Below are 22,054 nucleotides of genomic sequence, written 5' to 3'. Positions count from 1 at the left end.
GGACAGCAGGGTCGTGCCGCGCCACCTGCGGCGCCCTGCCGGACCGACGAAGGTCCTGCGGAGAGCGCATTTCGTCGTCTACCTTATGAGCGACGCCACCCGGCCCCCGAGAGGTTCGAGAACAGCAGCCATGAGCACCCCAGGACACTCCCCACTCATCGCCCCCGCGGAGCACGCGCCGCTGGCCGATCAGCGCATCGTCGTGATCGGTGGCGGCATGACCGGTCATCGCTTCGCCGCGCGCCTTCGCGCGCAGGACCCCGAGGGGCGGTGGACGCTCACCGTCATCGGCGAGGAGCCACAGCAGCCCTACGACCGGGTGCACCTGTCGAACTGGTTCGCCTCCCGCAACGCCGACCTGCTCTCCCTGGACGTCTCCGTCTGGGAGGACCCGCGCATCAGCCTGCTCACCGGGGACAAGGCCGAGACGATCGACCGGGTCGCCGCTCACGTGACCACGACGTCCGGCACCACCATTCCCTACGACCGGCTGATCCTCGCCACCGGCTCCTGGGCCTGGGCGCCGCGTGCCGACGGAAGCGAGCTGCCGGGGATCTTCTCCTATCGCACCGTGGGCGACGTCGAGCAGATCGCCGAATGGGTGGCGCTCCGCGAGAAGACGCTGGGACGCCAGGTCCGCGGCGTTGTGGTCGGCGGCGGCGTGCTGGGCCTCGAGGCCGCGGCCGCGCTGCAGGATCTCGGTGCCGCCTCGACCGTGGTCGAGTTCGCCGACCGGGTGATGGCGGTCCAGCTCGACCAGGGCGGCGGGGAGATGCTGCGCCTGCTGATCCAGGACAAGGGCATCGACGTGCGCACCGGGGTCGGCGCCTCCCGCTTCCAGCCCGCCGGGGACGGACAGGTCGGCACCGCAGTGCTCTCCGACGACTCCACCCTCGACGCGGACGTGGTCATCTTCTCCACCGGCATCCGCCCCCGGGACCGGCTCGCCCGCGAGGCGGGGCTCGCGATCGGCGAGCGCGGCGGCGTGGTCGTCGGCGATTCCTGCCAGACCTCCGACCCCGCGATCTGGGCGATCGGCGAATGCGCCTCCTTCCAGGAGGCCTGCGCCGGGCTCATCGCCCCGGGCAACGACATGGCCGATGTGGTCGTGGACCGCTTCCTGGGCGGCACCCGCACCCATCAGCGCAAGGACGACGGCACCAAGCTCAAGGGAGTGGGGGTGGACGCCGCCGCCTTCGGCGACGTCAACGCCGTCACCGCCGGAGCCCTCGAGGTCGCCTTCGTTGACCCCGTGAACCGCAAGTACCGCAAGCTGGTGATGTCCGATGATGCGAAGGTGCTGCTGGGCGGCGTGTTCGTGGGAGACATCGAGCTGTTCTCCCAGCTGCGCCCTCTGATCGGCCGCGCCCTGGGCGCGGACCCGTCGGCCGTGATCGCCCCCGAGGGCGGGGACGCGATGGCCGATGCCGAGCTGCCCGACGATGCGGTGGTCTGCTCCTGCAACAACGTCTCCGCAGGCACCATCCGCGCCTCGGTGACCGAGCATGGCTGCACCACGCTCGGCGAGGTCAAGGAGTGCACGACCGCGGGCACGGTGTGCGGCTCGTGCGTGCCCACCCTGACGAAGCTGCTGAACAAGGAGCTCGAGCGCTCTGGCATCGCGGTCTCCACCGCGATGTGCGAGCACTTCGCCCATTCCCGCGCCGAGCTGTACCAGCTGGTCAAGGAGGGCGGTCAGCAGACCTTCACCGAGATCGTCACCGCCTTCGGCCGGGGCCGCGGCTGCGCGGTGTGCAAGCCGGTCGTCGCCTCGCTGCTGTCGAGCCTCGGCACCACCTCCGGGCGCCTGCACTCGCCTGTCGGCGAGCAGCTGGGATCGCTCCAGGACACCAACGACCACGTGATGGCGAACATCCAGAAGAACGGCACCTATTCGGTGATCCCCCGGATGCCCGCCGGAGAGGTCACGCCCGAGCAGCTGCTGGTCCTCGCCCAGGTCGCCATCGACTACGGCCTGTACCTCAAGCTCAACGGCGCCCAGCGGATCGGCATGTTCGGGGCGCGGCTGGATCAGCTGCCCGAGATCTGGCGGCGCCTGGTCGATGCTGGCTTCGAATCCGGCCACGCCTACGGGAAGTCGCTGCGGATGGTGAAGTCCTGTGTGGGCTCCACCTGGTGCCGCTACGGCGTGCAGGACTCCACCTCGATGGCCGTCGCGCTCGAGCGGCGATACCGCGGCCTGCGCTCCCCGCACAAGCTCAAGGTCGGGGTCTCCGGCTGTGCACGCGAGTGTGCCGAGGCCCGCGCGAAGGACGTCGGCGTGATCGCGACGACCAAGGGCTGGAACCTGTACGTCGGCGGCAACGGCGGCGCCCAGCCTGCCCACGCCCAGCTGCTCATCGAGGACCTCGATGACGAGACCCTCGTCAAGTGCATAGACCGCTTCCTGATGCTGTACATCCAAGAGGCCGACAAGGTCCAGCGCACCGCGCGCTGGGTCGAGGACCGCGCGGGCGGGATCGAGGAGCTGCGCCGGGTGATCGTCGAGGACTCCCTCGGCATCGGCGAGGAGCTCGAGGCGCAGATGGCCAACCACGTCGCGACCTATGAGGATGAGTGGACCGCCACCCTCGACGACCCGCAGCGCATGGCCAAGTTCGTCTCCTTCATCAACGCCCCCGGAGTGGCCGATCCGGATCTCGCCTGGGTGCCCGAGCGCGGTCAGATGCGACCGGCGAACGAGATGGACCAGCACACCGCGCCCGACCCTGTCCGGGCACGGGCACTGGCCTCACTCAGCCTGGGGGCGACCAGCCCGCTGGGCGATTCCGTCGACGGCGAGGAGATCCGCTGATGACCACCCAGGACCAGACCATGATCGATGTCTGCGCACTCAGCGACCTCTCGGTCGAGCGCGGTGCCGCGGCGCTGCTCGGAGACGACCAGGTGGCGGTGTTCCGCCTGGTCGACGACTCTGTACGCGCCTGCCAGCAACGCGACCCGTACTCCGGGACCAACGTGCTCTCACGCGGGCTGATCGGCTCGCATGAGGTCAGCAGTGACGGTGAGGAGCCCGGGGAACTGGTGCCCACGATCGCCTCACCGATGTACAAGCAGGCCTGGAACCTCGACACCGGTGAGGTGCTCGACGCCGGCGGCGGCGAAAAGCTCCCGATCGCAGTGCACGAGGCGCAGGTGCGGGACGGCCGGGTGCTGGTCTCCGCCACGCCCCGACCTCTCGCAGCCGGCGCCACCGGGATCGCCCCATGACCGCCGCCCTCCCCTCATTCGACGGGGTGCTGGGCGACGCGACGCTCTCCCCCGGTGCCGTGGCGCTGGTGGGCGGCGGGCCCGGCGCCCTCGACCTGATCACCGTGCGCGGGCTGCACCTGCTGCAGCAGGCGGACGTGGTGGTCGTGGACCGGCTGGGACCGCGCGGCCTCACCGAGCGGCTGGGCACGGAGGTGACGCTGATCGACGTGGGCAAGACCCCCGGGCATCCCTCCCGCGCTCAGGAGCAGATCGGGGCGCTGCTGGTCGAGCACGCCCGGGCCGGCCGTCGCGTGGTGCGGCTCAAGGGCGGGGACCCGTTCCTGCTGGGCCGCGGCGGCGAGGAGGTCCTGGCCTGCCGCGCCGCCGGCATCGAGGTGCAGGTGGTGCCCGGCGTGACCTCCGCCATCGCCGGCCCCGCGGCCGGGGATGTCCCGGTCACCCATCGCGGTGCCGCGGTCGCTCTGCACGTGGTCAACGCCCACGGAGATCTCGGTCCCGCGGATCTCGCGGCGCTCCGGGATCCCGGCACCACCACCGTGCTGATGATGGGCGTGGGGTGGCTGCCCCGGCTGGTCTCCCAAGCGCTGCTGAACGGCGTCGCCCCCGAGACCCCGGTCGCGGTGATCCAGAGCGCGACCCTGCCCGAGCAGCGGAGCGTGCGCGGCACCCTGGCCACGATCGAGAAGACGGTGCGGGAGGCCGGCATCGGCTACCCCGCGGTGATCACGGTGGGCCGCACCTCGGCCGAGGGGTTCCTGGGGGCTCACTCCCCCGGCTCCCCCGGATCGCCCGACTTCCCTGCCGCTCCCGGCGCCACCGACTCCCCTGCCGCTCCGGTACGCGGGGCGGGGCGGGAGGCGCTGCCTGCGACCGAGCTGGCGGACCGCGCCGCGGTGCCCGTGCTCATCGGCTGCGCGCACGGCACCCGGCTGCGCGAGGGCCGTGACGTGATCCGGGCGATCCTGCGCCGGATCGCCGAGCAGCTCCCCTCCGTCGCCGTGCGGGAGGCGTACGTGGATGTGCAGAGCCCGGAGGTCGCCGAGGTCGTGACCCAACTGGCGCCGGCGAGCACCACCGTGCGCACCCGCGAGGAGGACACCCCGCCGGCCGCGGTGGTGGTGCCGCTGCTGCTATCCACCGGTTTCCACGTGGGCGAGGACATCGCCGGCGCTGTCGCCGGTCACCAAGCGCTGGCCGCAGCGCCTCTCGGCCCTGATCCCCGGCTCGCCGAGGTGATGGCCCAGCGACTTCAGGAGGCAGGGGCCCAGCCTGATGACGCAGTGGTGATGGCGGTCGCCGGCACCCGCGACCGGGCGGGGCAGAAGATGGCCGCGCAGATGGGCGCGCTGCTCTCCGCACGGCTCCAGCGCGAGGTGACCGTCGGCTTCATCGCCGCGGCGCAGCCCACGGTCGCCGATGCCGTGACCCAGGCTCGGAAGCGCACCGGAGCCCGGGTGGTGGTCGCCACCTATCTGCTGGCTCCCGGCTACTTCCATGCCCAGCTGCGGCAGGTCGGCGCGGATCTGGTGGCGGCGCCGCTGGGAGACCACCCGTTGATCGCCGAGATCGCGGTGGACCGCTACCGCTCCGTGCTGGGCGCCTGAGGGATGGGATAGCGGGCAGGAGCTGGCGTCCCGCAACGCCGTAGCCCACGCCGTCCACGCTGCCCGCGCCGCACCCCACGCAGCACACGCAACTCACGCAACTCACGCAACTCACGCAACTCACGCAACTCACGCAACTCACGAGCATCCCCTCTGAGCTGTCGCCACGGCATATGCCAAGCGACAGCTCAGAGGGGATGGAGACCTGCTCGGCTCAGTCCAGAGCCTCAGTCCAGAGCCTCAGTCCAGGTGCCGGCGGGTGGCGCCGTAGGTCGCCGAGCGCACCAGGTGGGCGTAGACCTTGAGCGCCTGGGAGACCTTGCGGTCGCGGTTCTCAGGGCGCCACGGCAGCGGGCCCTTCGCCGCGCGGCGGCGCTCGAGCTCGTCCTCGGGCACATCCAGCTCGAGCAGGCGCTTGTCGACATCCATGATGATCTTGTCGCCGTCCTCGATCAGACCGATCAGCCCGCCCTCGGCCGCCTCCGGCGAGATGTGGCCGATGGAGACGCCGCTGGTGCCGCCGGAGAAGCGGCCGTCGGTGATCAGGGCACAGGTCTTACCCAGGCCCCGCCCCTTGAGGAACGAGGTCGGGTAGAGCATCTCCTGCATGCCGGGACCGCCCTGCGGACCCTCGTAGCGGATCACCACGACGTCGCCGGCCTTGACCGTCTTGTCGAGGATCTTCTGGACGGCCACCTCCTGGGAGTCGCAGACCACCGCGGTGCCCTCGAAGTGGAAGAGATCCTCGGTGATGCCGGCGGTCTTGAACACCGCACCGTCCCGCGCGAGGTTGCCCTTGAGCACGGCGAGGCCGCCGTCCTTGGTGTAGGCGTGCGGGACGGAGCGGACCACGCCGTTCTCCCCGTCGGTGTCCAACTCGTCCCAGGTGTTCGTGGTCGAGAAGGCCTGGGTGGTGCGCACTCCGCCGGGGGCGGCGTGGAAGAGCGCCTCGGCCTTCTTCGAGGCGGTGCCGCCGCGGATATCCCACTCCGCGAGCCAGCTGGCGAGGTCCGGGGAGTGGACGGTGTGGATGGAGTGGTCCAGCAGTCCGGCCCGGTCCAACTCGCCGAGGATCGCGGGGATCCCCCCGGCGCGGTGGACGTCCTCCACGTGCGCGGTGCCGTTCGGGGCGACCTTGGACAGGGTGGGCACCAGGCGCGAGATGCGGTCGATGTCGTCCAGGCCGAAGTCGACGCCGCCCTCGATCGCGACGGCGAGGATGTGCAGGATGGTGTTTGTCGAGCCGCCCATCGCCACGTCCATCGCCATGGCGTTCCCGAACGCGGCCTTGGTCGCGATCGAGCGCGGCAGCACCGACTCGTCGCCGTCCTCGTAGTAGCGCTTGGAGAGCTCGACGATCTTCCGCCCGGCCTCGAGGAAGAGCTCCTTGCGGAAGGCGTGCGTGGCGAGCGTGGTGCCGTTGCCCGGCAGGGAGAGGCCGAGCACCTCGGTGAGGCAGTTCATCGAGTTCGCGGTGAACATGCCGGAGCAGGAGCCGCAGGTGGGGCAGGCGTTCTCCTCCACCTCCGCCAGCTGTGCGTCGGTGATGGAGTCATCGGCCGACAGCGACATCGCATCGACCAGGTCGATGCGGTGCTCGGTGACGCCCTCGATCGGCTTGCCGGACTCCGAGGGGCCGCCAGAGACGAACACGACGGGGATGTTCAGCCGCATCGCGGCCATCATGTGGCCCGGGGTGATCTTGTCGCAGTTGGAGATGCACACCAGCGCGTCCGCGGTGTGGGCGTTGACCATGTACTCGATGGAGTCAGCGATGATGTCGCGGCTGGGCAGCGAGTAGAGCATGCCGCCGTGGCCCATGGCGATGCCGTCATCCACGGCGATGGTGTTGAACTCCTTGGAGACACCGCCGGCCTCCTCGATCGCCCCGGCGACCAGGTCCCCCATGTTCTTGAGGTGGACGTGGCCCGGCACGAACTGGGTGTAGGAGTTCGCGATCGCGATGATCGGTTTGCCGAAGTCGCCGCTCTTCATGCCGGTGGCGCGCCACAGGGCGCGAGCGCCGGCCATATTGCGGCCGTGGGTCGAGGTGCGGGAACGGAGCTGAACCATGCAGGCATGCTACGCCGCCATGCGAGATGCCGGTGTCACCATCCGGACAGCGGACGGTGAGGTCTCTGGTCGTCTAACGTCCCGTCTGCTCCACGAGGAGGTAGACCGCCGAGTCCTCGATGAAGCTGTCGTGGCCGATCCCGAACCAGGTGCCCGCGGCGTCGGCGGGTCGCTCGCCCTCGACCTCGCAGACCATCGAGCGCTCGAACTCCTCGCCCTCGTCGCAGGCTGCGGTGATCTCCACATCGGAGGGCCCGTCGCTGACCTGGGTCGCGCGGAAGCCCTCCTCGGTCGCGGCGGCGATCGTCTCGGGGGTCTCGTCCTGGCCCACCAGATAGGCGAAGTGGAAAGTCTGGTCTGCCTGCAGCCGGAGCTCCCCGGCGTCCTCGGCGGCGGCGCGCACGATCAGGGCGGTGTTCCCGTTGGTGGTTCGCACCAGGGCCACATCCCAGGTTTCGGAGACATCCTCGAGGGCGTCTCCTTCGATGCTGCCGCCGGTGCACCTGATCTGCTCCCCGAGGAGAACGTCACCGGGACAGTCCGGGTTGCTCACCGTGGCCTCCAGGAAGGTGCTGACCTGGCTGCCGACCTCCTCGGCGGGGACCTTCTCGGCGCCGTCGAGGAGGGGCAGGAAGAGGTAGTGGCTGCCGGGGTCGGTGGGATCGGCGGTGTGTGCTCCTCCCCCGTCGCTCGCCGCAGGGTCAGCGCCCTCCGCGCCGGGCTCGGTCTCCTCGGACTCGGACGGGGCCGGAGTCGTCGCGCCGGGCTGCTGCGTGGTCGTCGGACTCGGCGCGGACGGCTGCGTCGGCTCATCGCCGCCGCGCGTGCAGCCCGCCAGCGCGAGAGCTGCGACAGCGACCAGCGCAGCCCCCCGGGTGGTGCTCCGGCGCAGACTGCGCGCAGCTCTGCGCACGCCCCTGGTCCCCTGCATGCTCATGACGGCCGTTCCCCCAGTGCAACGCTGCCGGCCCGTGCTCGTCCCGGACGGTTCCGGGTGGACCTCCGGATGACGGTAATCGGCGTCGCTCGGCGGGTCCACCCGGCAGGGGCCGGCTCAGCACCTCCCCTGCCCGAGGTCACCTCCCCCGGCCGGGTCCTTCGCGAGAGCATCGCCGTCGAGGTCCGGCGCTGCGTCGAGGTCCTGCGCTGCGTCGGGATCGATCGCCAGGCCCCACCCCTCCGGTGCGCCCATCGGAGAGGTGAGCTCTTCGTCGTGGTGGTCCGCACGAACCGGGAAGTCCGGGTCCTCGGCGAGCTGTCGATGCAGATCCGACAGCCGCAGCTCCTCGGTCAGGGTCCGCACGCGCTCAGCCGCAACCTGCTCGGGGGTGGGCTCATGGTCGCCCATGCCCACCTGGAGCGCGGGTTCGACCTCTTCCAACGCGCCGATGCTCACGCGGTACTTGTGACGCAGGATCTCCAGCCGCAGCACGCGGGCGAGGAAGTAGATGCCGAGCAGGTTCGGGAGGGCCATGAGGAAGAACATGGCGTCGGAGAAGGCGATCACCGAGTCCAGCGAGATCGCTGCACCGACCACGATGGCCAGCACCCAGATGATGCGGAACCCGGTCTTCACGCCGTTGCTGCTGCCGAAGAGGAACATCGCGTTCAGCTCGCCGTAGTAGGCGTAGGCGAGGATCGTCGAGAAGCCGAACAGCGTCACCGCGATGGTGAGCAGGATGGGGAACCAGCCGGTCACCGTCGCGAAGGCGCTCGCGGTGAGGGCCACTCCGTCGGCGTCTCCGGTGGTGTACACGCCGGTGACCACGATCGCGAGGGCGGTGAGCATGCAGATGCCGATCGAGTCGACCAGCGGCTCCCACATCGCGGTGAAGCCCTCGGTGGCGGGCTCCTTGGTCTTCGAGGCGCTGTGCGCCATCCCGGCGGATCCGACACCCGCCGCGTTGGAGAACAGGGCTCGCTGGATGCCGATCACGGCGACGCCGATGATGCCGCCGGTGACTCCGTCCGCCGTGAAGGCACCGGTGAAGATCTGACCGAAGGCCTGCGGGACGGCGGTGATGTTGACAGCCAGGATGATCAGGATGCAGGCGGTGTAGAGCACGGCCATGGCAGGTGTGAGTGCGGAGGTCCAGCGCGCGATCGACTTCACGCCGCCGAGCACCACGGCGCCGGCGAGCACCGCGAGCACCACCCCGATGACCCAGCTGTTCCCCTGCAGGAAGCCGCTGCCCGTCGCGCCGGAGATGATGGCTGCGACCTGATTGGCCTGGAAGAGGTTTCCGGCACCGAACACACCGACCAGGGCGAAGACCGCATACAGGACCGCCAGCACGCCGCCCAGGCGCTTGCGGCCGATCGAGGCGAGGCCATCCCGCAGGTAGTACATGGGGCCGCCCTCGGTGGTCCCGTCCTCGTTGACCTTGCGGAACAGCACTCCAAGGGTGGCTTCGGCCATCTTCACGCTCATCGCGAAGAAGCCGAAGATCGCGATCCACAGCGCCGCACCCGGCCCTCCCGCGCTGATCGCCACCGCGACGCCGGCGATGTTGCCCAGCCCCACCGTGCCCGAGAGCTCGGTGGCCAGCGCCTGGTAGCTCGAGACCTCCCCCGGATCGGTCTTGGCGGTGTATCGCCCGCGGATCACCCGGATCGAGTGCTTGAGCCCGGTGATCGGCTGGAAGCGCAGCCAGACCGTGAGGAACACCGCGGCGGCCATCAGCCAGACCACGATGACGGGCACTCCGCCGAAGACCGGGACCTCGAAGAACACGACGGCGCTGAGCCAGTCCGCGATCGGGCCGAAGTATCGTTCCACGGCTGCGTCTATGCCTGTCATCGGGCGCGTTCTCCTCCGGCGGGATGGTCCGCCTGTGGTGTCGGTGTCATGGCGCCGCTGCCGTCACCCGACGATCCGGGGAGGCGCTGGCGCACGGGCATCGACGACTGTACAGACGCTGAGATACCGGTGAGTCAGTGCTGTGGGCGGCGCAGGAGAGGTGGGTTCTCGCTGGCCACATGGCCGAAGCGTGGCCGGAGGCTCCCCTTTGTCGGACAATCTGGCACCGAGACAATTTGCCAAGTCTTGACCTTTGGTATGCGGTCGTTCACAACGACGCCGCCCGTCGGCGGTGCCGGTGCCCGCCACCGCCCCAGAGCCCGAGCCCGAGCCCGAGCCCGAGCAGAGCCCGCACCTGTACCCGGGCCTGGACCCGGAACGGCGGACGGCCCGGCCCCGCCTGAGGCGGGGTCGGGCCGTCCACAGATCACGGACCTCAGCTCACGCCGAGCTTCTCCATGATGATCTCGCGCACGCGGCCGGCGTCGGCCTGGCCGCGGGTGGCCTTCATGATCGGGCCGATGAGGGCGCCGATGGCCTGGACCTTGCCGCTGCGGATCTTCGCGACCACATCGGGGTTGTCGGCGATCGCCTGATCCACGGCGCCGGTGAGCACCGAGTCGTCGGAGACCACTGCGAGGCCCTCGGCCTCGACGATCGCGGTCGGGTCGCCCTGGCCCTCGAGCACCTTGGTGAGGACCTGCTTGGCGATCTTGTCGTTGATCTTCTTCCCGTCGACCAGGCTCTGCAGCTCGGCGACCTGGGTGGGGGTGACGTCGAGCGCAGTGAAATCGAGATCGCGGTCCTTCGCGATGCGGGCCAGCTCACCCATCCACCACTTGCGGGCGCTCTGCGCACTCGCACCGGCGGCGACGGTCGCCTCGATGAGATCGAGGGCGTCGGCATTGATGACGTCCCGCATCTCGAGGTCGCTGAAGCCCCATTCGCCTCGCAGACGACGCCGACGCGCGGCGGGCAGCTCGGGCAGGCTCGTGCGGATCTCCTCGACCCACTCCCGGCTCGGCGCGACCGGCACGAGGTCCGGCTCGGGGAAGTAGCGGTAGTCCTCCGCATCGGACTTCGGGCGGCCCGAGGAGGTGCCGCCGGTGTCCTCGTGGAAGTGGCGCGTCTCCTGGATGACCTTCTGGCCTGCGTCGAGCACGCCTGCCTGGCGGGAGATCTCGTAGCGGACCGTGCGCTCGATCGAGCGGAAGGAGTTCACGTTCTTCGTCTCGGTGCGGGTGCCCAGCTCCGCCTCGGGGCTGTCCCGCAGGGAGACGTTGATGTCGGCGCGCACGTTGCCGCGCTCCATCTTCGCCTCGGAGACGTCCAGCGCCCGGAAGATGTCGCGCAGGGTGCGCACGTAGGCCGCGGCGACCTCGGGGGCGCGCCCCTTGGTGTTCGGGATCGGCTTGGTGACGATCTCGACCAGCGGCACACCGGCGCGGTTGTAATCGACCTGCGAGTGAGTCGCTCCGTGGATGCGCCCGGTGGAGCCCCCGACGTGGGTGTTCTTCCCGGCGTCCTCCTCCATGTGGGCGCGCTCGATCTCCACCCGGATGATCTCGCCATCCTCCAGCTCGATGTCGACCCAGCCCTCATAGGCGATGGGCTCGTCGTACTGCGAGGTCTGGAAGTTCTTCGTGAGGTCGGGGTAGAAGTACTGCTTGCGCGAGAAGCGGCAGGTCTCGGCGATCGAGCAGTTCAGCGCCAGACCGATCTTGATCGCGTACTCGACGGCCTTGTGGTTCACGACCGGCAGCGCGCCGGGCAGGCCGAGCGAGGTGGGGGTGATCGCCGTGTTCGGCTCGGCCGCGAAGATGTTCGGCGCGCCGTCGAACATCTTGGTGGCGGTGCCCAGCTCGACGTGGACCTCGATGCCGAGCACGGGGTCGAAGCGCGAGATGGCCTCGTCGTAGTCGACGAGTTCGATATCGGATGCAGTGCTCATCAGTTCGCTCCTCCGGTGAGCTCGGGGGCCTTGGCCAGCAGGGGTCCGCCCCAGGAGTCTTCGAGCAGTGCCTCCAGGGCGCCGCCCACGCGGTACAGGCGCTCGTCGGCGCGGGCCGGGGCGAGGAACTGGATGCCGGCGGGCAGGCCGTCCTCGGCGAGGCCGCTGGGCAGCGAGATGCCCGGCACGCCGGCGAGGTTGGCGGGGATGGTGGCGATGTCGTTCATGTACATCGCGGTGGGATCGTCGACCTTCTCGCCGAGGCGGAAGGCGACCGTCGGGGCGGTCGGCGAGGCGAGCACGTCGACCTGTTCGAAGGCGGCGGCGAAGTCGCGCTGGACGAGCGTGCGCACCTTCTGGGCGCTGCCGTAGTAGGCGTCGAAGTAGCCGGCCGACAGGGCGTAGGTGCCCAGCAGGATGCGGCGCTTGACCTCGTCGCCGAAGCCGGCGCCGCGCGTCGCCTTCATGACGTTCTCGGCGGTGGGGTGGTCCTCGGGGACCACGCGCAGGCCGAAGCGCATGCCATCGAACTTCGCGAGGTTGCTCGACGCCTCCGAGGGCATGATCAGGTAGTAGGCGCCCAGCGCGTAGCGGAAGTTCGGGCACGAGACGCGCACGATCTCCGCTCCGGCGCGCTCGAGCTGCTCGAGCGACTCGGCGAAGCGGGCGCTGACCTCGGGGGCGAAGCCCTCGCCCTCGAGCTCCTCGATGACACCCACGCGCAGGCCCTTGACGTCCTTGCTGCGGGCGGCCGCGGCGAAGGGGCCGACGGCATCGGTGAGGGAGGTCGAGTCATGCGGGTCGTGCCCGGCGATCAGCTCATGCAGCAGCGCCGAATCCTCGACGGTGCGGGTCACGGGGCCGGCCTGGTCCAGCGAGCTGGCCATGGCGATCAGCCCGTAGCGGGAGACGGAGCCGTAGGTGGGCTTGACGCCCACGGTGCCGGTGACGGCGCCAGGCTGACGGATCGAGCCGCCGGTGTCGGTGCCGATCGCGAGCGGGGCCTCGTAGGCGCCCACTGCCGCGGCGGAGCCGCCGCCGGAGCCGCCGGGGATCCGGTCGCGGTCCCAAGGGTTGCGGGTGGGGCCGTAGGCGCTGGTCTCGGTGGACGAGCCCATCGCGAACTCGTCCATGTTGGTCTTGCCGAGGATCGGCAGACCGGCCTTGCGCAGGGCCGTGACCAGGGTCGCGTCGTAGGGAGGGATCCACCCCTCGAGGATCTTGGAGCCCGCGGTGGTGGGCTGGCCCTCGGTGACCACGACGTCCTTGACGGCGATGGGGACGCCGGCCAGACCGTGCAGCTGCTCGCCGGCTGCGCGGCGGGTGTCGACCTCGCGGGCGGCGTCGAGGGCCTCGTCGGTGTTGACGTGGAGGAAAGCGTTCAGATCGCCGTCGACGGCGGCGATGCGGTCCAGGTGGGCGCGGGTGAGCTCCTCGGAGGAGATCTCACCGGCGGTCAGCGCGGCGGCCTGGGCGGCGGCGCTGCGGCGGATGATGTCGGTCTGGTTCTGGGGGGTCATCTGTGGGGTCACTCCTCGCCCAGGATCTGCGGGACGGCGAAGCGGCCGTCCTGCGCCTCAGGAGCGCCGGCGAGCGCCTGCTCCTGGGTCAAGGTGGTCTCGACGACGTCCTCACGGAAGACGTTCGTCATGGCAATGGGGTGGGACGTCGCGGGAACATCCTCGGTGGCGACCTCGGACACGGAGGCGACAGCATCCATGATGGAGTCGAACTCGCCGGCGAAGCGGTCGATCTCCTCATCGGTGAGCTGGATCCGTGCGAGGTCGGCGAGGCGTGCGACGTCATCTCGTCCGATCGAAGGCATGTGGGTCATTCTAGGTCGACGCAGTGACCTCGCGGGCCGACGGGCCCCGGCGCACGGGAAGGGAGAGCGGGATCATGGCCCCCGATCCCACCGCGATCCCACCGCCCGGCGCATCCGGCGTGGCGCCGCTGAGCGCCGCTGAGCGCCACGGAGCAGCTGCGACCTGCCACAGAGCTCCGTGAACGAGCCTTCACCCGTTCACTCGCTGAGCGGCGCCCCCGGAACGGCTGCCGCTGCCGGCACCCGGTAGTGATAGCCGCCGATCCGGCGGAAGCCGAGGTCCCGGTACAGGGTGCGGGCAGGGGTGTTGTCCGACTCGACCTCGAGCAGGACCCGCTGCGCTCCCTGGACCGCGGCGAGGGCGAGGAGCGTGCCGGACATGGCGCGGCCCAGGCCCCGGCGTCGTTGCGCGGGGTCGACCGCGACCATGTTGAGCACCGCGACGGTCTCCTTCCCCACCTCGACCAGGGCGGCGCGGCCCACGGCGGCGTCCGGCGTCTGCCCGGCGGGAAGGCGCACCTGGACCGCGGGAGTGCCGGCGAGGATGTCGTGCATCGTGCGGCGGGAGTCCTCTCCTTCGCGCGGAGCGAGCCGCCAGGCGGCCGCGAACCAGTCCTCGTCGAGTCCGCCGGTGGCGATCACTGCCGAGGGGTGCGGGCGGGGCAGAGCGCCGGACAGCGCCAGCTCCAGGATCTCGCTGCCGCCGACGCTGCGGTCCCCGCGGGCGGCGAGCAGCTCATCCAGCTCCTCCGGGGTGACGCCCTCGATGATCCGGTGGACAGGATGCTCTCCCGCCATCGTGACCAGTGACTCCACCCGGTCCAGCGCTGCGGCGAGCGCTTCGGGGGAGGTCGGGGGGTCGAGCGCGATGATGCTGTGTGCACGCTTGGTGACGCCGCGTGAGCGCAGCAGCGCGAAGCCGTCGACGTCGAGCCGCTGCAACGGCCGCCAGCCGGCGATGAGCGCCTCGCCGAGTCGGGAGCCCGTGAGCGGGCGGGGGGCCGAGGAACGGGAGCTGGAGCGGGTACGTCGGGTCACCGGGCAGAGCCTACCTATCCTGCCGCGGAGCCGCCGGGCTCCCCGCGCGGTGCCGCCCCGCCGCTTCGGTAGACTCCTGCTTCCCCCACCGACCATGAAGGGACCTCGACATGTCCGTCGACCCGAACATCGATTACCACGCCCACGACCCTGAGGACGGCGAGCAGCGGTCGGATGATCCCGTGCTCCGTGAGGCTCAGGAGCTCGAGGCACGGATGCGCCGCGCGCTGGCCACCAAGGAGGATCCGCTGCGCGATGGCGAGTCGACCTCGGAGCGTCTGCGTCGCCTCGAGCAGGAGCAGGCCGCCCAGAGCCCCTCGGAGGACTGACGGCGCGGTGCCGCAGCTCCTCAGCGGAGCGCCGCGACTCATCCGTCGTGCGGACTTGTCACACTGAGGGCATGACTGCCGGCATCGACTCCCCCACCTCCCCTGCACTCTCCCTCCGCGAGGAGGCCCGCGAGGCGCTCGAAGCGCTGACCGGTCACGTGGGGGCAGACTTCCACGACGGGCAGTTCGAGGCGATCTCCGCGCTGGTCCAGGACCGGCGTCGGGTGCTGGTGGTCCAGCGCACCGGCTGGGGCAAGTCCGCGGTGTACTTCCTGGCCGCGCTGCTGCAGCGCCGTCGGGGTGCTGGTCCGGCCCTGATCGTCTCGCCGCTGATCGCCCTCATGCGCGACCAGGTCGCCGCCGCCCGCCGCGCCGGGGTGCGGGCGGAGGCGATCAGCTCCGCGAACCCCACCGAGTGGTCCGATATCGAGCAGGCTCTGGCCGCGGACCAGATCGATGTGCTGCTGGTCTCCCCCGAGCGGCTGGTCAATCCCCGCTTCCGGGAGGAGCAGCTGCCTCGCCTGGTGGAGCGCTGCGGCCTGCTGGTGATCGATGAGGCCCACTGCATCTCCGACTGGGGCCATGACTTCCGGCCCGACTACCGCCGGCTGCGGGATCTGGTCGCCGAGCTCGGCCCGGACGTGCCGGTGCTCGCGACCACCGCGACCGCGAACTCGCGGGTGGTCGCGGATGTCGCCGAGCAGCTGGGCGTCCAGGCACCGCAGGGCACCGACGCCGAGAGCGAGGTGCTCACCCTGCGCGGCCCGCTGACCCGCGCGTCGCTGCGCCTGGGGTCGCTCTCGCTCGATGACGATCGGGCCCGCCTGTCCTATCTGGTGGAGCATCTGGACCAGCTGCCGGGCTCGGGCATCATCTACACCCTCACGGTTTCCGCGGCGGAGGACCTCGCTGAGCTGCTGGACCGCCCGGACCGCCGGGTGCGCGCCTACACCGGCCGCACCGATCCGGAGGAGCGAGCCGAGCTGGAACGGGCGCTGAAGGACAACGAGGTCAAAGCGCTCGCGGCCACCAGCGCGCTGGGCATGGGGTTCGACAAGCCGGATCTGGGGTTCGTGGTCCACCTCGGCGCACCGAGCTCGCCCGTCGCCTACTACCAGCAGGTGGGCCGTGCCGGTCGTGCCACCGAGACCGCGGACGTGCTGCTGCTGCCCGGCCGGGAGGATCGCGCGATCTGGGAGTACTTCGCGACTGCATCGATGCCCTCGCAGGAGAACGCGAGCGCGGTGCTCAGCGCCCTGGCCTCCTCGGAGCGACCGCTGTCCACCCCGGCGCTCGAAGCACGAGTGGACGTGCGCCGCACCGCACTCGAGCTGCTGCTGAAGGTGCTCGCGGTCGACGGAGCGGTGCAGAACGTCAAGGGCGGCTGGATCGCGACCGGAACGCCCTGGACCTACGACGGGCCGCGCTACGAGAACGTCGCCCGAGCACGCCGCGAGGAGCAGCAGGCGATGCTCGAGTACGAGCGGCTGCGCAGCGGGGATCCGCAGCAGTGCCGGATGCTGTTCCTCGCCCGGCAGCTCGATGATGACACCGCGACCCCCTGCGGTCGCTGCGATATCTGCGCGGGCCCCTGGTACCCGGGGCCGGGCACGGGATCAGCGCTGCCCTCCCCGGAGCAGGGCAGCGCTGCGGAGCAGGTCTCCGCGCTGCTGGAGCGGGTCGGGGTGCCGGTGGCTCCGCGCGCGCAGTGGCCCCAGGGGCTGGACCGCCTGGGCGTGGTCGACGAGAACGGGCGCACCCCGCGCGGGAACATCCCGGCGGGACTGCGCGCCGAGGAGGGACGAGCGCTGGCGCGTTCCTCCGACCTCGGCTGGGCTGCTCTGCTGCGTCAGGTGCTGCGCACCGACGAGGAGGGCCGTCCGGTGGACTCCGAGGTGCCGGAGGCGCTGGGACGTCGCATCGTCGAGGTGCTCGCCGCCTGGGACTGGGAGCAGCGCCCGGCGGCCGTGGTCGCGGTCCCGTCGCTGACCCGTCCGCATCTGGTGAGCTCCCTCGCCGCTGGCATCGCGTCCGTGGGCCGGCTCGCCGACCTCGGGCAGCTCGGGCTCGCCCCGGGCGCCGCGCCCCTGCGCGCGGGCGGGAACAGTGCCTTCCGGCTGGCAGACCTCTGGGACCGCTTCGTGGTCACCGAGGAGCTGCAGCAGCAGCTCGAGGCGCAGGAGGGGGCTCCGCTGCTGCTGGTGGACGACACCATCTCCTCGCGCTGGACGATGACCGTCGCCGCCCGCGCGCTGCGACGTGCCGGGTCCGGACCGGTGCTGCCCCTCGCCCTCGCTCTGGAGGCGTGAGCCGCCGGGCGGCGACCCCGTCCGACGGCGCGATCACTCCCCCGGAGTCTCCTCCGCCGCAGAATCATGGAGCTGCTCGGGTTCGAGGGCGACCGCCTCGGCGCCGCCGGCGAGTAGGGCCACAAATCCGGCCTCGTCGAGGATCCGCAGCCCGAGGTCCCGAGCCTTGGTCTCCTTCGTCCCGGCGTTCTCCCCGACCACCACGAAGTCGGTCTTCTTCGAGACCGAGCCGGAGGCCTTCCCGCCCCGGGAGATGATCGCCTCCTTCGCCCCGTCGCGCGTGAATCCCTCGAGGCCGCCGGTGACCACCACGGTCAGGCCCTCGAGGGTCCTCACGAATCCCTCGGCGACCTCATCAGCCATCCGCACGCCCGAGTTCGCCCAGCCGTCGACCAGCTCGCGATGCCAGTCCACGGCGAACCATTCGACGACTGCCTCGGCGATGATCCCGCCGACCCCGTCGGTGTCCGAGAGCTGCTCGACGCTCGCCGCCCGGATCGCCTCCATCGAGCCGTAGGCCGTGGCGAGGGACCGCGCGGCCGCAGGTCCCACATGGCGGATCGAGAGCGCGACCAGCACCCGCCACAGCGGCTGCTCCTTCGCCTTCTCGAGCTCGTTCATCAGCGTCTCGGTGGACTTCAGCACTGCCGGCTGCTTCTGCTGCTTCCAGAGCGCCTCGCGCTTGTAATGGCGGAACTGGGGGCGGGACCAGAAGGCGGGCTGGATCCTCCAATCGCCGGTCGGCTCCCCGTCCCGGCGCTCCGGCTGCCAGACGTACACGTCCTGCAGGGCTGCGGGGGTGAGGTCGAAGAGGTCGGAGCCGGTGGTGATCACGGGCTGCTGGAGGGCGGGCAGCAGCGGATCGTCGACCGCGGTGATCCGCAGCAGCGGCACTCCGTCGGTGCCGTCGGTGACCTCACCGTTCTTGATCACCACGAAGTTGTGCTGCTCGGTGTCCGCGGCATCGCGGATCGGCAGGTGGACGGCATGCCCTGCGGCGAGCGCGGCGAGTGCCTCACCACGGCGCTTGTCGGGATCGGTCAGCGCGATCGCGCTCTCCTCGCCGAGCGACTCGATGTCGAAGGCCCCGCGGGAGCCTGCGTGCTCGACCCTGCCGGCGACCTGGGCGGGGCAGTCCTTCTGATTGGGGCAGCGCCAGTCCTTGTCCCCCTCCTTCTCGGGGCGGATCTCGGTGCCGCAGGCCGGGCAGTGGGTGGGCATCACGAAGAGGCGCTCGCTGCCATCTCGCAGTGACTCGACCGGGCCGAGGATCTCGGGGATCACGTCTCCTGCCTTGCGCAGGATGATGGTGTCGCCGATCAGCACCCCCTTGCGCTCGACGTCGAACTGGTTGTGCAGCGTCGCCTTCTCGACGGTCGATCCCGCCACGGTGACCGGCTCCATCACGCCGAACGGCGTCACCCTGCCGGTACGGCCCACCTGCACCTGGATGTCCAGCAGCTTGGTGGTGACCTCCTCGGGCGGGTACTTGAAAGCCGTCGCCCAGCGCGGGGCACGGGAGGTGGAGCCCAGTGCGCGCTGCTGGGCGAAGGTATCGATCTTGACGACGATCCCGTCGATCTCGTGCTCGACGTCGTGGCGGTGCTCGCCGTGGTGCTCGACGTAGCTGACCACCTCATCGATCGACTCGGTGACGGCCATGTAGCGGCTGGTGGGCAGCCCCCACGAGGCGAGCAGCTCGTACATCTCGCTCTGAGAGGCCACCGGCGGGTCCGGCCAGGCCCCGAGCCCGTGCACCGTGAGCCTCAGCGCGGCCAGCCTGGCCTCCCCGGCCTCTCGCTCCAGGCCGTCCTTCTTCTCCAGCTGCTGGCGCAGTCCGCCGGCAGCCGTGTTCCGCGGATTGGCGAAGCTGGGGAACCGCCGGGTGGCGGCGAGCAGCTCGCGCTGCTCATCGAAGGGCCGACGGCCGCTGGCCTGCCGGGATTCCCAGCGGGTGCGGGACTCCTCGACGGCGCGCTCGCGCAGCTCGAGCTGGAACTCGTTCAGGCGCGTGAAGTCCTCCGTGGGCATGAACACCTCGCCGCGCACCTCGACCAGCGCCGGATGGCCGGTGCCCTCGAGCCGCTGCGGGATCTGGACGATGCGCAGAGCATTTGCGGTGACGTCTTCGCCGGTGCGCCCGTCGCCGCGGGTCGCCGCGGTGATCAGCTCGCCGTGCTCGTAGCGGAGGTTGATGGCGAGTCCGTCGATCTTGAGCTCGGTGAGATAACGGGCCTGTCCACCGAGCTCCGCGGCGGCGTGCGTGCACCACTCCCGCAGCTCGTCGATCGAGAACACGTTGTCCAGGCTCTGCATCCGCTCTGCATGGTCGATCGTGGGCAGGCCCGCGGCGGCGGCCCCGCCGACGGTGCGGGTGGGAGAATCCTCGGCCGCCAGCTGCGGATTCGCCTCCTCGAGCGAGCGCAGCTCCTGCTCGAGCCGGTCGTACTCGGCATCGGCCATGGTGGGCGAATCATGCTCGTAGTAGTCCGCGCGCGCCTGCTCGATCTGCGCGGTGAGAGAGGCGATGCGCTGCTGCGCGGGCTCATCGGCGGTGCGGGGTCCTTGCTCGTTCGTGGTCACCAGAACATTGTGACGCACGGGTGCGACTGTCAGGCTCAGGCGGCCAGGCGCTCCGCCCAGGACGGTGCGACCCGCAGCAACGCCTCGAGAGCCGGTTCGTCGAGCAGGGTCGATGCCTCCGGCTGTGCGGAGGGGTCGACCAGACCGCTGTGCATCGCATGGGAGGCTCCCGTATGGGCGATCACGGCGACCCCCGCGGCATCGGCGTCGCTGTGGCCCAGGCGTCGCCAGGTCTCGAACATCATCTCCAGCTCGGGGCCGAGCAGCCCGCCGGGCCGAGGGTCGACGACCAGTTCGAAGGCGCAGCCGTCATCGCAGGCTTCCGCGATGCCCTCCCAGAGGGCGCGGCCCTCGGGGGTGGTCAGTGCGGGAAGTCGGCGCGGGGCGATCGCCATCCGGCGTGCACCGGCGTCGCGGGCGGCGCGCAGCAGCGAGATGTCAGCGCCGACCCCGAGGGTGACGGAGCTCGCGTCCAGACCGTATTCCTCGAGCGCGACGAACAAGCAGCGCCAGAGCACCCCGATCTCCGGGGCCGGGATCGGCGCGTAGCGACGTCGGCCGGAGGGGGTCGGGATCCGGCCCTGATGAACCGCCGCCACAGCATCCTCGCGCAGCAGCACGTGCAGCTGCGCGCCGGGGACCCGGTCGTGCAGCGAGGTCAGATGGTCGACCAGCCCTTCGGCCAGCAGCATCGGCAGGTCACGCACGGCCCCGGGGTCGCCCAGGGTCCGCTCCCCCGACTGCAGGAAGGTGGCGCCGGAGAGGGTGGCCGGGCCCAGCGCGGTCGTCATCAGCGGACCCTCATAGCCCAGCAGCGCGATGCGTGCCGCATCGAGCATCCGCTCTCTCAGCTCGCGAGCATGCTGCCAGGCTCGTCCGGTGCCGGAGCCCAGGCGCCAGCCGTAGCTGACGAGATCGCCGGTGGTCTCGGCGAGCAGGGCCAGGCTTGCCGGCAGCAGGTGGTCGGTCTCGTCACGGCCGAGGGCCGAGGGCAGGTAGAGCCGGGTCGCGATCTGCTCCTCGAGGTCATCACCGAGCAGGGCGCGCAGGCGCATCAGCGCCGCGAGCGGCGGGTCGGCCGGAAGTTCGAGCCGATCAGCCTGCTCGGCGGTGGGAGCACGGTAGGTGCCGTCTCCGGTGAGGGTGACCAGGGGCTTCATCGGCGGCGCTCCAGGGTGGCGGCGGCGAGGACTCGGTCCCCGTCATAGAGGACGAGGGTCTGTCCGGGGGCGACGCCGCGGATCGGGGTGCTGAGCCGCACCCGCAGGCCGGTGCCCGTCGCAGGGGTCTCGAGGACCTCGGCGGGGGTCGCCTCGCCGTGGGCACGGATCTGGGCATGGACCTGGCGTCCCACCTCGAGCGGCTCGAAGGAGACCACGTCGGTCGCGAGCAGCTCTCGCGTGGACAGCAGCTCGCCGGCTCCGATCACCACCTGGCGGGAGGCGGGGTCGATGTCCACTACGTAGCGGGGAGCGCCGTCGGGTGCGGGCTGCTCGATCCCCAGACCCTTGCGCTGTCCGATCGTGAAGCCGTGGGTGCCGCGGTGGGCGCCGAGCACCTTCCCCTGATCATCGAGGACCTCACCGGGTGCCTCTCCCAGATGGCGCTCGAGGAAGCCGCGGGTGTCCCCGTCGGCGACGAAGCAGATGTCGTAGCTGTCGGGCTTGGTGGAGACGCCGAGCCCGCGGGCTCGGGCCTCTGCTCGCACCTCGGCCTTGGTCTCGTACTCGCCGAGGGGGAACAGGGAGCGGCCCACGGCCTCCGGTCCCATCACCGCCAACACATAGGACTGGTCTTTCGCCATATTGCGCGAGCGGTGCAGGGACGGCGCACCGTCCGGGCCGTCGGTGCGGATCGAGGCGTAGTGGCCCGTGCACACGGCATCGAAGCCCAGCAGGGTGGCGCGCTCCATGAGTGAAGCGAACTTGATCCGCTCGTTGCAGCGCACGCAGGGGTTCGGGGTGCGGCCTGCCGCGTATTCGGACAGGAAATCCTCGACCACCAGGTCGTGGAAGTCATCGGAGAGGTCCCAGACGTAGTACGGGATGCCGATGCGATCGGCGGCACGGCGGGCGTCCGAGGCATCCTCCACCGTGCAGCAGCCGCGGGAGCCGGTGCGGGTCTGGTCGCGGTTCTTCGACAGCGCCATGTGCACGCCGACCACCTCGTGCCCGGCCTCGGCGGCGCGCGCCGCGGCGACCGCGGAATCCACCCCGCCGCTCATCGCTGCCAGCACCTTCACCCCGTCCACCTTCCCTCGTCCGATTCTCCAGTCTACGGAGACGAGGCTGTTCGGCCGAGGGGTGGG

15 protein-coding genes are annotated in these 22,054 nt (G+C 70.8%); 5 read left to right on the top strand and 10 right to left on the bottom strand.

Features of this window, described 5'->3' with window-relative positions; translation table 11 throughout:
* The first annotated feature begins 130 nt into the window (after nucleotides 1–130).
* From nirB to cobA, 3 genes are read left to right on the top strand one after another with little or no spacing between them, the layout of a single operon-like run.
* Nucleotides 131–2,815 carry a nitrite reductase large subunit NirB gene (nirB, locus tag ACT3T9_RS11435; RefSeq protein WP_441444810.1) on the top strand — a complete coding sequence of 895 codons (2,685 nt, stop codon included), beginning with the start codon at nucleotides 131–133 and terminating at the stop codon, nucleotides 2,813–2,815.
* Nucleotides 2,815–3,231, top strand: a complete 417-nt coding sequence (nirD, locus tag ACT3T9_RS11430; protein WP_441444809.1) for a nitrite reductase small subunit NirD — start codon at nucleotides 2,815–2,817, stop codon at nucleotides 3,229–3,231. The genes nirB and nirD overlap by 1 nt, the downstream gene beginning before the upstream one ends.
* Entirely contained in the window at nucleotides 3,228–4,838 is a 1,611-nt protein-coding gene (cobA, locus tag ACT3T9_RS11425) for a uroporphyrinogen-III C-methyltransferase (RefSeq protein WP_444606644.1), read from the top strand. Before nirD ends, cobA begins: the two co-directional genes overlap by 4 nt.
* A gap of 240 nt (nucleotides 4,839–5,078) precedes the next feature.
* Here the strand turns inward: cobA and ilvD are convergent, their stop codons facing one another.
* The 7 genes from ilvD to ACT3T9_RS11390 form a co-directional block, all read right to left on the bottom strand.
* Nucleotides 5,079–6,911, bottom strand: coding sequence for a dihydroxy-acid dehydratase (gene ilvD / locus ACT3T9_RS11420; RefSeq protein WP_441444807.1), 1,833 nt, complete (start codon nucleotides 6,909–6,911; stop codon nucleotides 5,079–5,081).
* A 73-nt stretch (nucleotides 6,912–6,984) separates the two neighbouring features.
* Nucleotides 6,985–7,848 (bottom strand): hypothetical protein, encoded by an 864-nt coding sequence (locus ACT3T9_RS11415; RefSeq protein WP_444606643.1) that lies wholly within the window; start codon nucleotides 7,846–7,848, stop codon nucleotides 6,985–6,987.
* 117 nt (nucleotides 7,849–7,965) lie between these two features.
* Complete coding sequence (locus ACT3T9_RS11410; protein WP_444606642.1) at nucleotides 7,966–9,711, bottom strand: alanine/glycine:cation symporter family protein; 1,746 nt, start codon at nucleotides 9,709–9,711, stop codon at nucleotides 7,966–7,968.
* A 436-nt stretch (nucleotides 9,712–10,147) separates the two neighbouring features.
* A complete protein-coding gene (gatB, locus tag ACT3T9_RS11405) occupies nucleotides 10,148–11,662 on the bottom strand; it encodes an Asp-tRNA(Asn)/Glu-tRNA(Gln) amidotransferase subunit GatB (protein WP_444606641.1) in 1,515 nt (504 codons plus the stop codon).
* On the bottom strand, nucleotides 11,662–13,182 hold the full coding sequence (gatA, locus tag ACT3T9_RS11400) for an Asp-tRNA(Asn)/Glu-tRNA(Gln) amidotransferase subunit GatA (RefSeq protein WP_441444803.1): 1,521 nt from the start codon (nucleotides 13,180–13,182) through the stop codon (nucleotides 11,662–11,664). Before gatA ends, gatB begins: the two co-directional genes overlap by 1 nt.
* An 8-nt stretch (nucleotides 13,183–13,190) precedes the next feature.
* Entirely contained in the window at nucleotides 13,191–13,487 is a 297-nt protein-coding gene (gene gatC / locus ACT3T9_RS11395; RefSeq protein ID WP_193116046.1) for an Asp-tRNA(Asn)/Glu-tRNA(Gln) amidotransferase subunit GatC, read from the bottom strand.
* A 198-nt stretch (nucleotides 13,488–13,685) separates the two neighbouring features.
* On the bottom strand, nucleotides 13,686–14,525 hold the full coding sequence (locus tag ACT3T9_RS11390; RefSeq protein ID WP_444606640.1) for a GNAT family N-acetyltransferase: 840 nt from the start codon (nucleotides 14,523–14,525) through the stop codon (nucleotides 13,686–13,688).
* 110 nt (nucleotides 14,526–14,635) lie between these two features.
* On the opposite strand from ACT3T9_RS11390, the gene ACT3T9_RS11385 reads away from it, so the two are divergent.
* Together ACT3T9_RS11385 and ACT3T9_RS11380 are read left to right on the top strand one after the other, a co-directional pair.
* Complete coding sequence (locus tag ACT3T9_RS11385) at nucleotides 14,636–14,854, top strand: hypothetical protein (RefSeq protein ID WP_441444801.1); 219 nt, start codon at nucleotides 14,636–14,638, stop codon at nucleotides 14,852–14,854.
* 71 nt (nucleotides 14,855–14,925) lie between these two features.
* Nucleotides 14,926–17,163: a RecQ family ATP-dependent DNA helicase gene (locus ACT3T9_RS11380; protein ID WP_441444800.1), complete on the top strand. Its 2,238-nt coding sequence runs from the start codon at nucleotides 14,926–14,928 to the stop codon at nucleotides 17,161–17,163.
* 33 nt (nucleotides 17,164–17,196) lie between these two features.
* Here ACT3T9_RS11380 and ACT3T9_RS11375 read toward each other — a convergent pair whose 3' ends face one another.
* Genes ACT3T9_RS11375 through mnmA form a run of 3 tightly spaced genes read right to left on the bottom strand, consistent with a single transcriptional unit; the run spans nucleotide 17,197 to nucleotide 21,988 of the window.
* Nucleotides 17,197–19,746 (bottom strand): NAD-dependent DNA ligase LigA, encoded by a 2,550-nt coding sequence (locus tag ACT3T9_RS11375; RefSeq protein ID WP_444606639.1) that lies wholly within the window; start codon nucleotides 19,744–19,746, stop codon nucleotides 17,197–17,199.
* A gap of 35 nt (nucleotides 19,747–19,781) precedes the next feature.
* Nucleotides 19,782–20,906, bottom strand: a complete 1,125-nt coding sequence (locus ACT3T9_RS11370) for a hypothetical protein (RefSeq protein WP_444502633.1) — start codon at nucleotides 20,904–20,906, stop codon at nucleotides 19,782–19,784.
* A complete protein-coding gene (gene mnmA, locus ACT3T9_RS11365) occupies nucleotides 20,903–21,988 on the bottom strand; it encodes a tRNA 2-thiouridine(34) synthase MnmA (protein ID WP_444606638.1) in 1,086 nt (361 codons plus the stop codon). The genes ACT3T9_RS11370 and mnmA overlap by 4 nt, the downstream gene beginning before the upstream one ends.
* Nucleotides 21,989–22,054: the final 66 nt, after the last annotated feature.

It is taken from the genome of Brachybacterium sp. AOP29-B2-41 (assembly GCF_052378395.1).
GTDB lineage: Bacteria > Actinomycetota > Actinomycetes > Actinomycetales > Dermabacteraceae > Brachybacterium.
The sequence above is the reverse complement of the archived record's forward strand: the minus strand, read 5'-3'. Positions and strand labels throughout refer to the sequence as shown.

Coding starts and splice junctions, on each gene's coding strand:
- nirB (WP_441444810.1), top strand. CDS start 131: ATGAGCACCCCAGGACACTCCCCACTCATCGCCCCCGCGGAGCACGCG.
- nirD (WP_441444809.1), top strand. CDS start 2,815: ATGACCACCCAGGACCAGACCATGATCGATGTCTGCGCACTCAGCGAC.
- cobA (WP_444606644.1), top strand. CDS start 3,228: ATGACCGCCGCCCTCCCCTCATTCGACGGGGTGCTGGGCGACGCGACG.
- ilvD (WP_441444807.1), bottom strand. CDS start 6,911: ATGGTTCAGCTCCGTTCCCGCACCTCGACCCACGGCCGCAATATGGCC.
- ACT3T9_RS11415 (WP_444606643.1), bottom strand. CDS start 7,848: ATGAGCATGCAGGGGACCAGGGGCGTGCGCAGAGCTGCGCGCAGTCTG.
- ACT3T9_RS11410 (WP_444606642.1), bottom strand. CDS start 9,711: ATGACAGGCATAGACGCAGCCGTGGAACGATACTTCGGCCCGATCGCG.
- gatB (WP_444606641.1), bottom strand. CDS start 11,662: ATGAGCACTGCATCCGATATCGAACTCGTCGACTACGACGAGGCCATC.
- gatA (WP_441444803.1), bottom strand. CDS start 13,182: ATGACCCCCCAGAACCAGACCGACATCATCCGCCGCAGCGCCGCCGCC.
- gatC (WP_193116046.1), bottom strand. CDS start 13,487: ATGCCTTCGATCGGACGAGATGACGTCGCACGCCTCGCCGACCTCGCA.
- ACT3T9_RS11385 (WP_441444801.1), top strand. CDS start 14,636: ATGTCCGTCGACCCGAACATCGATTACCACGCCCACGACCCTGAGGAC.
- ACT3T9_RS11380 (WP_441444800.1), top strand. CDS start 14,926: ATGACTGCCGGCATCGACTCCCCCACCTCCCCTGCACTCTCCCTCCGC.
- ACT3T9_RS11370 (WP_444502633.1), bottom strand. CDS start 20,906: ATGAAGCCCCTGGTCACCCTCACCGGAGACGGCACCTACCGTGCTCCC.